Origin of the sequence: Arthrobacter sp. IK3 (assembly GCF_051337705.1) — a bacterium.
GTDB lineage: Bacteria > Actinomycetota > Actinomycetes > Actinomycetales > Micrococcaceae > Arthrobacter_B > Arthrobacter_B koreensis.
The window spans coordinates 135,735-149,717 of record NZ_JBPPSW010000010.1 but is presented as its reverse complement, the minus strand read 5'-3'; the positions used below and the strand labels follow the sequence as shown (position 1 = coordinate 149,717).

Sequence of the window (13,983 nt, the reverse complement as noted above, 5' to 3'; positions counted from 1 at the left end):
CCGAACCAACCCGCCCTCAGGCCGGCGGACTCGCGCCCGGCACAGAGGCCCCCAGCGTCGACGCACGGGGGACCAGCAACGGAGGCAGCAGGGTTGAGGGAACTGGCCGGCCAGCGATCCGGTCCAGCAGCAGCTGCATTGCAAGCCGTCCCATCTGGTCCCGGTCCGAGCGCACCGAGGTGAGGGACACCGGCAGCTCCGCCGCCAGCTCGACGTCGTTGTAGCCCACCAGCGCGACGTCGGTTCCCACGGTGCGCCCGGCATCACGGAGTGCGCCGATCACGCCCACTGCGGTGAGGTCATCCACTGCAAACACTGCGCTCGGTGCCGGGTCCTGCCGGCAGATCAGCTCCCCGGCCCGGTGTCCTGCGGCAACGCCGAACCCGGTGGACGCCACATAGCGGTCCGGAATCGGCAGCCCGGCGTCGGCGAATGCCTGGCGGAAACCGGCAGTGCGGTCCCGGCCGGTGCTGGTCAGCGCGTCGCCGGCAGCCACGGCTGCGGTGCGGTGGCCCAGTTCCAGCAGGTGGCGTGCGGCGAGCCGGCCGCCTTCCACATCGTTGGTACTGACGCTGGCATGGCCCGGCAGGGTGCGCATGGCCAGGACGTAGGGAACGCCAAGGCGCTCAAGCCTCTCGGCCACCGTGTCATCCAGCCGCGCATCAGCCAGGATCACCCCGTCAATACCGCGCGCCAGCAGGGCGTCCACGCGTTCATGGCGGACCGCGGGATCATCGAGTCCGTTCGCAACCACTGCGCTGTAGCCTGCGGCCGTGGCAGCAGCATCCACTCCGGCGTACATGGTGGACAGGGCCAGGTCCGTGAGCCGGTGCACCAGCACCCCGATCAGCCGGGAGCTGCCCGTCCGCAATGCCGCTGCCGAAGCATTCGGCCGGTAACCGAGATCCCGGGCTGCGGCGCGCACACGTGCAACGGTGGCGGCGCTGATCCGTACCGGAGATTCCGCCAGGGACCGCGACGCGGTGGAGGGGTGGACCCCGGCGAGCCGGGCGACGTCCTGCAGGCTGGGCGGGTGCTGCCCGGGACCGTTCTGGGTGCTGATGTCCTGGCCTCCGATGGCTCTCGCTGGGACACCCGCGGCGCTCCCGAATGCAGGCCAGTGTAAACCGCGTCGGTGACCGGCAGGTGCCAGTTAATCGTTCTGATCAAAAGAATTTACATGGCGCAACATAGTGCGGGAAATATTCAGCGATATCCGGAAAATCACTGGACGCGGATTGTCCCGGCATGGAACTGTGGCAACACATCCGGGCCGGACAAGCACAGGCACAGCAGGCCCGGCTTTTTTGGAAATGTTTGTGCAATCGATTGCATTTACCGCGCTGGAGGAAAAGCATGCACGATGCCGCAACGGCCGCAGGCCTGGACGCATGGCTGGAGAACGCCGTCGGCGAGCTCTCCGGTTTCAGCGACAGTGACAGGCCCGGCTGGACCCGCGAAGTGTTCAGCGAGCCCTACCGCGCCTCACGGGCCTGGACGGCGGGGCAGATGCGGAAGGCCGGGCTGGAAGTCCACCAGGACGCGGCCGGCAACCTGGTGGGCCGGCTGCCCGGCACCAACCCGGCAGCACCCGCCCTGGTCACCGGCTCGCACACCGACACGGTGGACGGCGGCGGCCGGTTCGACGGCGTCGTCGGCGTCCTCGGGGCCCTGGCGGCCGTGCAGCTGCTCGCCGAACAGGGCGTGAAGCTGCAGCGGGACCTGCTGGTGGTGGACTTCCTCGGGGAGGAATCCAACCCGTTCGGGCTCAGCTGCCTGGGCAGCCGGGCCCTGGCCGGAGAGCTTACCGCCGCAGACCTGGAGCGCACCGACTACCGCGGCCGGTCCCTGGCAGCGGCCTATGAGAACTTCGGCATCGACCCCGCGGCGCTGCTGTCCGCCGCGCCCTGGACCGGCGAGCGCCGTCCGCACGCCTACGTTGAGCTGCACATCGAGCAGGGCCCGGTCCTGGAGGAACGCGGACTGCCGCTGGGCATTGTCACCGCCATCACCGGCATCGAACGGCTGGTCGCCAGCTTTACCGGCTCCCCGGACCACGCCGGCACCCGGCCCATGGCCGACCGGCGGGACGCCATGGTGGCCGCTGCGGAAGCCGTCCTCGTCGTCCGCCAGGAAGGCTGCGGAGCCCCGCAGCACGGCGTCTCCACCGTCACCCGGCTGGAAAACGCCTCGCCGGCGCCGAACGTGGTGCCGTCCCTGGTCCGCCTGCACGGAGAAGTGCGCAGCGTCGATGAGACGTGGCTGGCCGGAACCCGCTCCCGGCTCGCCTCGGAGATCGCCGGCCGCGCCGCAGCGCACGGCGTGGAAGCGGACCTCAGCTGGAGCACCGACAACACGGTGGTCCGCGCCGCAGACAGCGTGCAGGACCTCGCCGCGCAGGCCGCCGACGCCGCCGGCATCCCCTGGGCACCGATCCCCAGCGGCGCCACACACGATGCCGTGCACATGGCCCGGCTGGCCCCGATGGGCATGATCTTTGTTCCCTCCGCCGGCGGCCGGAGCCACTGCCCCGAGGAATTCACCAGCACCAGCCAGATCACTACCGGCGTCCAGGTCCTCGCGGACACCCTGGTCCGTCTGGACACCGCCCACCTCGCCCCAGCCACGTCCTAAAAGGAGCACCCCCATGAGCCTTGCCCCAGCCCGGAACGGCAGTTCCACCGACATCCTCGCCATCGGCAACATCCCCATCCTGTGGGTGTTCGCGCTCGCCGTGTTCGCCGTCGTCATCATCCAGAGCCTGATTTACATGAAGGCTGCCGCCAAGGCCGGACCCGCGGCGGACATTTCCAAGACCGAGCTGCGTGCTTCCTTCCGGGCCGGAGCCGTGGCCGCCACCGGACCGTCGCTGGCGGTGGTGCTGGTCAGCATCGCGCTGCTGTCCCTGTTCGGCACCCCCGCCGTCCTGACCCGGATTGGCCTGGTGGGCTCCGCCGCCACCGAAACGGCGTCGGCCTCCATTGCCGCCGGCACCATGGGCGCGGAACTCGGCGGCGCCGACTACACCCAGACCGTCTACGCGGTGGCATTCACTGCCATGAGCCTTTCCGGGGCCATGTGGATGGTGTGCTGCCTGATCTTCACACCCCTGCTGCGCCGCGGCGACACGAAGCTGCGCAAGGTAAATCCGGGGCTAATGGCCATCATCCCCACGGCAGCGCTGCTTGGCGCCTTCGCCTCCCTGGGCGTAGCCGAACTGCCCAAGAGCGGCGTGCACGTACTGACAGTTGCGGCCTCCGCAGCGGTGATGGGCATGTGCCTGTTCCTAGCCAAGCGGCTGCAGGCCCCCTGGCTGCGTGAATGGGGGCTGGGCATCTCCATTGTCCTGGGCCTGGTCATCGCGTACCTCGCCCACACTGCCGGCGCCTAACCATTCCCATCTTCGAAGGAGAACGGCTAATGTCCACCACTGCCACGGGCGCCAACGCCACCGCGCTTGCCGAATTCGACCGCACCACCACCCGCTGGGGCCAGCTGACCATGTTTGCAGCCCTGCTGCTGTCCCTGGCCGGCCCCGCCTACCTGGTGTTCTTTGCCGACCTGGGGGTCACGGGCACCATGGTGCTCACCGCAGCCCTCGCCGTCGGCGCCTCATTCTTTGTGCTCTGGTTCGTGGAGCCCATTACCTACTACCCGGTGCTGGGTCCGGCCGCCATGTACCAGGCATTCATGATCGGCAACCTGGCCAACAAGCTGCTGCCCGCCGCGATGGTTGCGCAGGCCACCATCGGCGCGAGGTCCGGCACCAAGAAGGCGGACTTCTCCGCGATCATGGCCATCTGCGGTGCCGCCATGGTGCACGTGCTCTCCATGCTGATTTTCGTGGGCCTGCTGGGCACCTGGCTGCTGAGCCTGGTGCCGCCGGAGGTCATGGAAGTTACCCGCATCTACATTTTCCCGGCCATCATCGGTGCCGTGGTGGTGCAGCTGGTGGTTTCCGCCAAACAGCCGCGGATCACCCTCGTTGCCGTGGGTGTGGCGCTGCTCGTGATCTTTGTCCTGGTACCGCTGGTTCCGGCCCTGGCCAAGCTCGCCACCGGCATCAGCGTAGTGATCACCGCGGTGCTGGCCTGGTTCGTCCGGGACCGCAACGCGGCCGCCGGCAAGGCAGAACTGGTTAACTGACCCCCCAGCAGGCCCGGTGCTCCGGGCACCATCCTCTTCCGAAACTGAAAGGCTCGAATCCATGACCACCACCACCGCATCCACCGGCACCATCGCCCTGCTGGAGACCTTCGGCTACGGCGCAGCAGACCAGCAGAAGCTGCACGAAACCTACCGGTACCTGCACACCCATCCGGAACTGTCCATGCAGGAAACCGAAACCGCGGCGTTCCTGGCCGGACGCCTGGAAGAGCTGGGACTTGAGGTTTTCACCTGCGGCGGCACCGGCGTCGTCGGTATCCTCCGCAACGGCGAGGGACCCGTGGTGGGCTACCGGGCAGACACCGACGGACTGCCCATTCGGGAGAACACCGGCCTGGAGTACGCCAGCACCGCCACCGGCACCCTGGAGGACGGCACCGCGGTGCCTGTGATGCACGGCTGCGGCCATGACACCCACATGTCTGTGGCGCTCGCCGCCGCGGAACTGCTGGCCCGTACCCCCGGGGCCTGGGCCGGAACCGTGGTGTTCATCTTCCAGCCCGGGGAGGAGACCGCCGCCGGTGCCCGCGCCATGGTGGAGGACGGACTGTGGGACCGTGCTCCGAAGCCCGAGGTGATCTATGGCCAGCACGTGTGGCCCGGCGTCGCCGGCGGAATCGAGATCAGCAGCGGCACCGCCATGGCCATGGCGGATTCCTGGCGGGTCACCGTGCTTGGCAAGCAGGCACACGGCTCGCAGCCGGAGAAGTCGATTGACCCGATTGTGCTGGGCGCCCACATGATCGTGCGGATCCAGACCATCCTGGGCCGTGAGGTGCCCGCCCGCGAATCCGCCGTGATCACCGTGGGCACCTTCCACGGCGGCCTGAAGGAAAACATCATTCCGGGCAGCGCCGAGTTCACGCTCAACGTGCGCAGCTTCGAACCCGCGGTCCGCGAGCAGGTGCTCGGCGCCCTGCGGCGCATCCTCGCTGCGGAGGCAGCGGCGTCGGGCGCTCCCGAACCGCTGGTCGAGGAAATCTCCAGCTTCCCGCGCTGCTACAACGAGCCCGACGCCGCCGCCGGGGTTATCGAGGCAATCCGCGGTTCGCTGGGCGAGGAGAACGTCCGCGTGGTGCCCCCGGTGATGGGCAGCGAGGACTTCGGGCTGCTGGCTGATGCCATCGGTGTGCCGTCCGTGTACTGGATGTTCGGCTCCACCCGGGCGGACCGGCTGGAAGCCGGGGAAGACGTGGCAGGGAACCACTCGCCGGAGTTCGCCCCGGAAGTTGAACCGACACTCGGAACCGGACTCACCGCCGCCCTGGCCGCGATTCTGGGGCGCACCGGGGCCGGTGCCGGTGCCGGCGAACTGAGTTAGATATGGCAGCAGCGGCAGGCACCTCAGTAATCCAGGACATGTCCGCAGTTGAGTTGACCGCGGCCATCCGGAACCGGACCGTGTCCGCCCGGGAGGCCCTGGATGCCCATCTGGAACAGATTGAGTCCGCGAATCCGGCGATCAACGCCGTCGTGACCCTCGACGCCGATGCGGCGCGGCAGGCCGCGCGGGCCGCGGACCAGCGGACCATGGAAACGGACGCACGGGAGCTGCCGCTGCTGCACGGGCTGCCGATGACGCACAAGGACACCCACGCCACGCGGGGGCTGCGCACAACGCAGGGGTCGCCGCTGTTCCGGGACTTTGTGCCCCAGGAGGATGACCTGATCATTGCCCGTCTGAAAGCGGCCGGCGTGGTAACAACGGGTAAGACCAACGTTCCGGAGTTCGCGGCGGGGTCGCACACCTTCAACGAAGTCTTCGGCACCACCACCAACCCGTACGCCCCGGACCGCAGCGCCGGCGGCAGCAGCGGGGGAGCCGCGGCCGCGCTGGGCGCACGGATCCAGGCCATCAGCGACGGCAGTGACATGGGTGGATCGCTGCGGATCCCGGCGTCGTTCTGCAACGTGGTGGGGTTCCGTCCCTCCGCCGGAACTGTGCCGTCCTGGCCGGCAAAGGACGTGTACAGCTGGCTGTCCCGCAGCGGACCCATGGCCCGGGAGGTGGCGGACATCGCGCTGATGCTCCGCGCCGTCGCCGGACCGGACCACCGGCGTCCGCCGGAGGCAGCCCTGGCCGCGGAGTCCTTCGCCCGGCCGCTGGACCGGGACCTGACCGGGCTGCGCGTGGCCTGGACGCCGGACTTTGGGCTGGGCATTCCGGTGGAACCGGAGGTACTGGCTGTACTGCAGGGGCAGCTGGCCGTTTTCGAACAGCTCGGCGCCGGGGTGGAGCAGGCGTGCCCGGACCTGCGGGACGCGGACACCGTTTTCCGGAAAACCCGCGCCGTGGAGTTTGTGCACGCTTTTGGCCCACTGGTCCGCGAGCACGGGGAAGCGGTCAAGCCGGAGGTGCACTGGAACGTGGACCAGGGGCTGGCACTCACCGCGGAGGATTTCGCAGCGACTGCCGCGGCGCGCACACGCCTGCACCTGGCTGTGCAGGACTTCTTCGGGAACTATGACGTCCTGCTGGCGCCTGCTGCACAGGTGCTGCCCTTCGACGCTGGGCTGCGCTGGCCGGAGACGGTCAACGGTGTGCGGATGGAGACCTATCTGGACTGGATGCGGGCGGCCTGCGTCATCTCCGCCACCGGCTTGCCGGCGCTGTCCATGCCCGCCGGGTTCAGTTCCGGCGGACTGCCCGTGGGGATGCAGATGGTGATGAACCACAACGAGGACTTTGAGCTGCTGCAGGTGGCCCGGGCGTTCGAGCAGGCCACCGGCTTCGCCTGGCAGGCGCCGCCGGTGGCCTGAGCGTTCCGACCGTGTCTGCGGGCCCGTAAGTCCGCCGGCCGAGCATTGAACGAACAGGAGCCGGGGCGCGTGCTCCCGCTGTTCTTGGCCTTAGCGGTCCAGCTTTGCCTGGATCTCTTCCCAGGACGGCTCCGAGGCGCCCTGGTTCCACGGCAGGTAGGCCAGGGCCTTGCCCATGGCGCAGGTATTGGAGAGGGCTGAGAACACCAGACCGCCGCTGATACCGCCGGCCAGGACCCGGAACTTCGGCGACGCGATGCGTCCGGCAAGCAGGCCGAGGCCCACGAGGCTGCCCGCCGCAAAACGCACCTGGCGCTCCATGCCCCAGACCTGCCGGCCGCGGACCACGGCGCCGCCGGCCTTTTCGACGTCGGCGGCGCTGTCAGTGAGCACCTGTCCGCCCTGCAGTCCGGCTGCTGCCAGGCGTTCCTGCGCCTGCTTTGCACGGACGCCGGACTGGCACATCAGCACGACCCCGTCCTGCAGCCGGGCGGCCAGCTCAACGGTGTGCGCGGAGAGCAGTGGCAGGGGAATGTTGTGGGCACCTGCGATGTGCGCGGACTCGAACTCTGCCGGGTTGCGGACGTCAATGACGGTGAGGTTCGGGTTGTCCTCGAGCAGGGACTTCAGGGTGGCGGCGTCGATGGTCTTGGCGGTCTCTGCGGTGGACTTGGTGGTGTCTGCGGTGGCAGCGGGTGACATGCGGATCCTTCGGTTGGAGTGGCCGGAGTCAAGCACCCACCCTATGAGCTGAATCTGGGAGAAGTCAGGGGATGTTACGCCGTGTGGCCCTGGGCTGGCTGGGCTGGCCGGGCTAGCCTGCGGCGCTGCGGCGGAGATTCCCTGCGTCTCTGGTTCTTGGGGCAAATGTGTGTTTTTGCTCTTGACGAACGTCCCAAGCGGCCTTCTCGAGCCAAGCCGAGTGCTGGGCGAGTGCTTCAGCGGGTGGAGGTGCATCGTGTGTCGCGATAACGCTGCTTGGGGGCTTTTCGGGGGCATCGTGTGTGGCGATAACGCTGCTTGGGAGCTTTTCGGGGGCATCGTGTGTGGCGATAACGCTGCTTGGGAGCTTTTCGAGGGCGTCGTGTGTGGCGATAACGCTGCTCTCGCTCGGTGGAGGGGACGTTATTGCAGCAGAGGATGAATTCCTGACTCTGATAAGAGCGTTATTGCGACAAAGGATTCTCCGAAGGGGATCAGCGTCGCCGGCAGCCCATGCATGCCATTACTCGGCCTTCCCGCTGGCGGCCGCGCCGCCGCCCCTACCGCCCACGCGCGCCGCCCGCCTTCCCGCTCGCGGCCGCGCCGCCCGCCCCTACCGCCCACGCTCGCGCCGGATCCTACCGGCTCACCGCCGCAGCCCCAGCGCCGCCCGCCCCACCGAGCGCTCGCGCCCCAACACTGCAACCCCGCAGCCCGCAAAACCTCCCCAAACCCACGCATTGCGTTTGCATAACGTTCCGGAAACCCCTTGCCGTGATCCACGTCACGGGCATATGTTGTGCTCGCCTACAAATTGTCGGTAGGGGTACCGGCAGGGCGCTACAGCGTTGTATCCGCTCGATCCAGCCGTCCGGGTCACGAGGATGTTTCCCGCAGTCTCGCCGCGCAGTTCCTTGCCGGCGGCAGGATCCTTTTCAAAGGTTCGACCATGAGCAGAAGAAAGAATGTTTCGGCCGTCTTCCTGGCATTCGGCCTGGCAGCAGGCATGGCGGCCTGCGCCCCCGCCGGCACCACGAACAGTGACAGCGAAGGCGGCGACGGCGTCGAATGCAACGTGGGCATCTCCATGCCCACCCGCAGCCTGGAACGCTGGATCAATGACGGCGAAGGACTGAAGGAAAACCTCGAGGCCCGGGACTGCACCGTTGACCTGCAGTACGCCGATGACAAGACAGACCAGCAGATCTCCCAGATCCAGAACCAGGTGGCCGGCGGCGCCAAGATCCTGGTGGTTGCCGCGATCGACGGAGAGACCCTGGGCCCGGTCCTGGAGGACGCCAAGAGCCAGGACGTCACCGTGATCGCCTATGACCGGCTGATCAACGGGACCGACGCCGTGGACTACTACGCCACGTTTGACAACTACAAGGTGGGCCAGCTCCAGGGCGAGTTCATCGAGGAGCAGCTGGGCCTGGCCGACGGCGAGGGCCCGTACAACCTCGAACCGTTCGCCGGCAGCCCGGATGACAACAACGCCAAGTTCTTCTTCTCCGGCGCCTGGGATGTGCTGCTTCCCTACGTGGAGAGCGGCCAGCTGGTGGTTCCCTCCGGCAAGTCCCCGGCCTCGAATGATGACTGGGCGTCCATCGGCATCCTCGGCTGGGGTTCGGCGGACGCGCAGGCGGAAATGGACAACCGCCTGCAGTCCTTCTACACCGGAGGCGACAAGGTCGACGTCGTGCTGTCCCCGAATGACAGCTTGGCGCTCGGCATCGAGCAGTCGCTGTCCAGTGCCGGCTACACCCCCGGCACCGACTGGCCGGTGATCACAGGGCAGGACGGCGACGTCGCGAACATCAAGGCGATCCTCGCGGACCAGCAGTCCATGACCGTCTGGAAGGACACCCGCGAACTGGGTGCCCAGGTGGACACCATGATCGAGCAGATCGTCAACGGCGAAGAGGTGGACGTCAATGACACCGAAACCTACGACAACGGCGTGAAGGTGGTCCCCACCTACATCCTCGAACCGCAGGTAGTGGTCAAGGACCAGGTGCAGGAGAAGCTGGTGGACTCCGGCTTCGTGGAGGCCGGCGACGTCGGACTCTAGGGCACCCAGCCCCGCGGGGCACGACGGCGACTGCCGTCGTCGTGTCCCGCACCCTCCGGACAGAACAGGCAAGAAATGATCGATCAGGACGTCATCCTGTCAATGGACGGCATCGTGAAGGAGTTCAACGGCGTCCGCGCGCTCGACGGCGTGTCCGTCGCCGTCCGGCGCGGTGAAGTACACGGGATCTGCGGCGAAAACGGGGCCGGCAAATCCACGCTGATGAACGTGCTCAGCGGCGTCTACCCGCACGGCAGCTACTCGGGCACCATCTCCCTGGACGGGCAGGAAGTGCGTTACGGCTCCATCAATGACAGCGAGCGGGACGGGATTGTGATCATCCACCAGGAGCTGGCGCTCAGCCCGTTCCTGTCCATCGCGGAGAACATCTTTCTGGGCAACGAGGTGCAGCGCGGCGGGGTGATCGACTGGAACCAGACCAACCTGCAGGCCGCGGCGCTGCTCAAACGCGTCGGCCTGGACGAGAACCCGGCCACGAAGATCCTCGAGCTCGGCGTCGGCAAGCAGCAGCTGGTGGAGATCGCCAAGGCGCTGTCCAAGGAGGTGAAGCTGCTGATCCTGGATGAGCCGACGGCGGCACTGAACGACGGTGACTCGGCGCACCTTCTGGGGTTGATCGACCAGCTGCGCGAGGGCGGGATCACCTCGATTGTCATCTCCCACAAACTCAAGGAAATCCGTGCCATCGCGGACACCGTCACGGTGATTCGGGACGGGAAGACCATCGAGTCCTTCCCGGTGGAGGATTCGGAGGAGATTGAAACCCGGATCATCCGGGCCATGGTCGGACGCCCGCTGGACAGCCAGTTCCCGGACCGGAACCCGCAGATCGGCGAGGAGAAGTTCCGGGTGGAGGACTGGACTGTCCACCACCCGATCGACGTGGACCGCGTGGTGGTCAATGACGTGTCCTTTAACGTGCGGGCCGGGGAGATCGTCGGGTTTGCCGGGCTGATGGGTGCCGGGCGCACCGAGCTTGCGATGAGCATCTTCGGCCGGTCCTGGGGAACCGGGGTATCCGGGCGGGTGTTCAAGGACGGCGTCGAAATCCAGACCCGCTCGGTGGGGGAAGCGATCCGGCACGGACTCGCGTACGTCAGCGAGGACCGCAAACGGTACGGGCTGAACCTGATCGGTTCCGTGGTGGTGAACGTGTCCGCCGCGGCTCTGGGGAAGCTCGCCCGGCTGGGTGTGATCGACAAGCACCGCGAATACTCGGTGGCCGATGACTACCGGCAGAAAATGAACATCCGCACCCCGACCGTGGCCGCCGTGGTGGCGAACCTGTCCGGCGGAAACCAGCAGAAGGTGGTGCTGAGCAAGTGGATCTACTCGGGGCCGGACGTGCTGATCCTGGACGAACCCACCCGGGGCATCGACGTCGGCGCCAAGTTTGAGATCTACGGAATCATCAACGAGATGGCCGCGCAGGGGAAGGCCGTCGTCGTTATTTCCAGTGAGCTGCCGGAGCTGATCGGGCTTTGCGACCGCATCTACACCATCGCCGAAGGCCGGCTCACCGCCGAGGTGCCAAGGGCCGAAGCAACGCAGGAAGAACTGATGCGGCATATGACGGCCGCCAGGATCGGAACCGGGGCCACGGACGCCGCTCCCGGCTCCGTCCGAACGACATCCGCTGGAAGTGAAGGGACGCAAGGGACGTGACCACAACAACTCCTGAACAGGCCAAGACGCCTGCCCCGCCGCCTGCGGGCGGCACCAGCCGGAAACGGATGCGGATCGACCTGCAGCAGTACGGCATCCTTGCCGCGCTGGTGGTGATCGTGCTGCTGTTCCAGGTGCTCACCGGCGGGCGGCTGCTGTATCCGGGCAACGTCAGCAACCTCATCCAGCAGAACGCGTACGTGCTGATCCTGGCGATCGGCATGGTCATGGTGATCATCGCCGGGCATATCGACCTGTCCGTGGGGTCGGTGGTCGCGACCGTGGGGGCGATCGCGGCGCTGGCGATGAACAGCTGGGGTATGCCCTGGTGGGCTGCCGTCATCCTGTCCCTGGTGGTGGGTGCCGCGATCGGGGCGTGGCAGGGGTTCTGGGTGGCGTTCGTGGGGATACCCGCGTTCATCGTGACGCTGGCCGGGATGCTGGTGTTCCGCGGCGTCGCGCTCATCCTGCTCACCGGTGGAACCATTTCCGGCCTGCCGCGGCCGTTCAACGCGATTGGCTCCGGCACGCTGCCGACTACCGGCACGCCGGACCTGCTCACGCTCGGCATCGGGGCGCTTGCCTCCGTGGCGCTGGTGGTGCAGCAGCTCAAGGCGCGCAATGACCTGCGGAAGCTTGACCTGCCGCGGGAGCGCACGGCGTCGTTCGTGTTCAAGAACGCCGTGGCCGTCGCCGCGATCATGTACCTCTGCTACCTGCTGGCGTACAACCGCGGGACGCCGATCATCCTGATCATCCTGGCCGGGCTGGTGCTGGCGTACTCGTTCCTGCTGAACCGGACCGTGTTCGGCCGGCACATCTACGCGATGGGCGGGAACCTGCACGCGGCCATGATGTCCGGGGTCAAAACCCGCTGGGTGAACTTTATGGTGTTCGTGAACATGGGCTTTCTGGCCGGGCTGGCTGCCGTGGTGAGCACGGCGCGTGCCGGCGGTGCCGTGGCTTCGGCCGGGCAGGGCTTCGAGCTCGATGCGATTGCTGCCGTGTTCATCGGCGGCGCGTCGGTGCAGGGCGGTGTGGGCACGGTGGTGGGTGCGGTGATCGGCGGCCTGGTGATGGGTGTGCTGAACCAGGGCCTGTCCATCCTGTCCGTGGACGCCGCGTGGCAGCAGGTCATCAAGGGCCTGGTGCTGCTGCTGGCCGTGGCCGTCGGGTTCGCCCGGCGGGGGAGGAGCGCACGGTAGGCGGGGGCGGGTAGGCTGCCGGGCAACGAGGGCGGCCGTCCTGCGGACGAGGGCGGTCGCCGTAGTTGTCGCTGGGACAGGCTAAAAGTGAGTCACGACACCGCGGTGTTCAATGGGCTCACGAAAAGGGGAACGAACAGATGCTCAACGGGCGCTGACCACAAGTGCTACCGGCGCTGGCAAGCGACCGGGAGGGGTAATTGGTCTTTTTCGTCAACGATGGTGGTAGCGTCTGCAGAACAGTGGCTCAGAGCAATTTTACGGATCTCCGAAGTACCTCGGTGTGGCAGAGAGCGCTGGTACACCGGTTTCGCGGGTGCCGGGAATCGGTGCAGCGTATCAGGAATCCTTCGCGAATCGCTCTAACTGCCCGATTGGTGGCACCATAAAGTTCGATTGTATGGGGACAATTCTAGCCCCAGAGTTTGTCAGTTAACTCTGTTGGGACGGGTGCCCAAATTAGCCGCGGACCCGTGAAGCTCATTGTCCATTATGAGAAGCTGCGAATGATGGCGTCCCGGTAAACATTCGGTGATGGCAGCTCTACGTTGTTGAAGCGTTCTTGAACTTTATAGACAGTCGTACTGTGCACGAGATCAAGGTTGAGAGGCATGGGTTGGCCCGACGATTGTGGAGAAGAATCACCGTAATCGTACGACATGAAAGTGATTGACGCAGGTTGAAGGTGATACTTGGTTAGTCCCTCTTCGCCCCCAAGGCGGCGCATGACCCTGTCGTATACGGGGGTTGGCGAGACAAAGAACAAGCCCTTTTTGCATCCCTCTTCGCGCTGCAGGACCTGTCCTTTGTATATGAGCTGTGGTAAAATCCTCTTGTTGACATTTTCCCAGTTTAGGCCGGCTGAACTTTTCGCAATCTCGCGGTTCTCCAAGAGTGCTGTCCGACTGGCCCGATAATTTCCAGTAGTGTCGATCGTCTGCACCTCAACCGCCACAAATTCGGTGAGCCCCTCCACGGGATCGACAAGCGCTAGTATCCAGTCCACGAAGTAGTTCCCAACTCCTGAACGTTGGGGGAGGCGCAGTTCGCCTCCCCAGCGCTTTCCAAAAACCCCTATAACTTGTTGCCCTCGTTCCTGGGCATTCGTCAGCGCCCCAGGCCCGGGGACGAGTTCCAGCCCAGCCGGGAAAGCCCTCGCGGCAACGTCCAGAAGAAAACTGTAGTTTTCGGCGTAAAGTCGATTCGGGCAGCATATGACAGCAGGACTGTTTGCGGGTTTTATTGCGCATGCTCCGGAAATGAGTCCGTCACTTAGCGTCTTAACGCAAGTCCGGTCAAGGAACGGACAATATAGATTTCTGGCTGCGCCAATAGCAGCCGCACTTACATCCGTTACCGGAAAACCGAAAAACTCAGAAACATGAGACATCC

Annotated in this window: 11 protein-coding genes; 8 read left to right on the top strand and 3 right to left on the bottom strand. The window is 66.2% G+C overall.

Annotated elements, in window-relative coordinates; genetic code table 11:
- Window positions 1-16: 16 nt before the first annotated feature.
- Window positions 17-1,024 carry a LacI family DNA-binding transcriptional regulator gene (locus ACSLGO_RS14240; RefSeq protein ID WP_436401364.1) on the bottom strand — a complete coding sequence of 336 codons (1,008 nt, stop codon included), beginning with the start codon at window positions 1,022-1,024 and terminating at the stop codon, window positions 17-19.
- A gap of 332 nt (window positions 1,025-1,356) precedes the next feature.
- Between ACSLGO_RS14240 and ACSLGO_RS14235 the strand changes: the two genes are divergently transcribed.
- The 5 genes from ACSLGO_RS14235 to ACSLGO_RS14215 all read left to right on the top strand — a co-directional run bounded on the left by ACSLGO_RS14235 (window position 1,357) and on the right by ACSLGO_RS14215 (window position 6,927).
- Window positions 1,357-2,634, top strand: coding sequence for a M20 family metallo-hydrolase (locus ACSLGO_RS14235; RefSeq protein WP_436401346.1), 1,278 nt, complete (start codon window positions 1,357-1,359; stop codon window positions 2,632-2,634).
- A gap of 13 nt (window positions 2,635-2,647) precedes the next feature.
- Window positions 2,648-3,391, top strand: a complete 744-nt coding sequence (locus ACSLGO_RS14230; RefSeq protein WP_091607419.1) for a DUF5058 family protein — start codon at window positions 2,648-2,650, stop codon at window positions 3,389-3,391.
- Window positions 3,392-3,420: 29 nt separating this feature from the next.
- Entirely contained in the window at window positions 3,421-4,146 is a 726-nt protein-coding gene (locus ACSLGO_RS14225; protein ID WP_436401345.1) for a hypothetical protein, read from the top strand.
- A 61-nt stretch (window positions 4,147-4,207) separates the two neighbouring features.
- On the top strand, window positions 4,208-5,488 hold the full coding sequence (locus ACSLGO_RS14220) for an amidohydrolase (RefSeq protein ID WP_436401344.1): 1,281 nt from the start codon (window positions 4,208-4,210) through the stop codon (window positions 5,486-5,488).
- A gap of 2 nt (window positions 5,489-5,490) precedes the next feature.
- A complete protein-coding gene (locus ACSLGO_RS14215) occupies window positions 5,491-6,927 on the top strand; it encodes an amidase (protein ID WP_436401343.1) in 1,437 nt (478 codons plus the stop codon).
- Between the two features lie 90 nt (window positions 6,928-7,017).
- On the opposite strand, the gene ACSLGO_RS14210 is transcribed toward ACSLGO_RS14215, so the two are convergent.
- Complete coding sequence (locus ACSLGO_RS14210; protein WP_436401342.1) at window positions 7,018-7,629, bottom strand: rhodanese-like domain-containing protein; 612 nt, start codon at window positions 7,627-7,629, stop codon at window positions 7,018-7,020.
- Window positions 7,630-8,578: 949 nt separating this feature from the next.
- Between ACSLGO_RS14210 and chvE the strand changes: the two genes are divergently transcribed.
- From chvE to mmsB, 3 genes are all read left to right on the top strand, one after another.
- Window positions 8,579-9,700, top strand: a complete 1,122-nt coding sequence (gene chvE / locus ACSLGO_RS14205; RefSeq protein WP_152274906.1) for a multiple monosaccharide ABC transporter substrate-binding protein — start codon at window positions 8,579-8,581, stop codon at window positions 9,698-9,700.
- 75 nt (window positions 9,701-9,775) lie between these two features.
- Complete coding sequence (gene mmsA, locus ACSLGO_RS14200) at window positions 9,776-11,386, top strand: multiple monosaccharide ABC transporter ATP-binding protein (RefSeq protein ID WP_436401341.1); 1,611 nt, start codon at window positions 9,776-9,778, stop codon at window positions 11,384-11,386.
- Window positions 11,383-12,591: a multiple monosaccharide ABC transporter permease gene (gene mmsB, locus ACSLGO_RS14195; RefSeq protein ID WP_386886750.1), complete on the top strand. Its 1,209-nt coding sequence runs from the start codon at window positions 11,383-11,385 to the stop codon at window positions 12,589-12,591. The genes mmsA and mmsB overlap by 4 nt, the downstream gene beginning before the upstream one ends.
- Window positions 12,592-13,081: 490 nt before the next feature.
- On the opposite strand, the gene ACSLGO_RS14190 is transcribed toward mmsB, so the two are convergent.
- Window positions 13,082-13,981 carry a NotI family restriction endonuclease gene (locus tag ACSLGO_RS14190; protein WP_436401340.1) on the bottom strand — a complete coding sequence of 300 codons (900 nt, stop codon included), beginning with the start codon at window positions 13,979-13,981 and terminating at the stop codon, window positions 13,082-13,084.
- Window positions 13,982-13,983 lie beyond the last annotated feature (2 nt).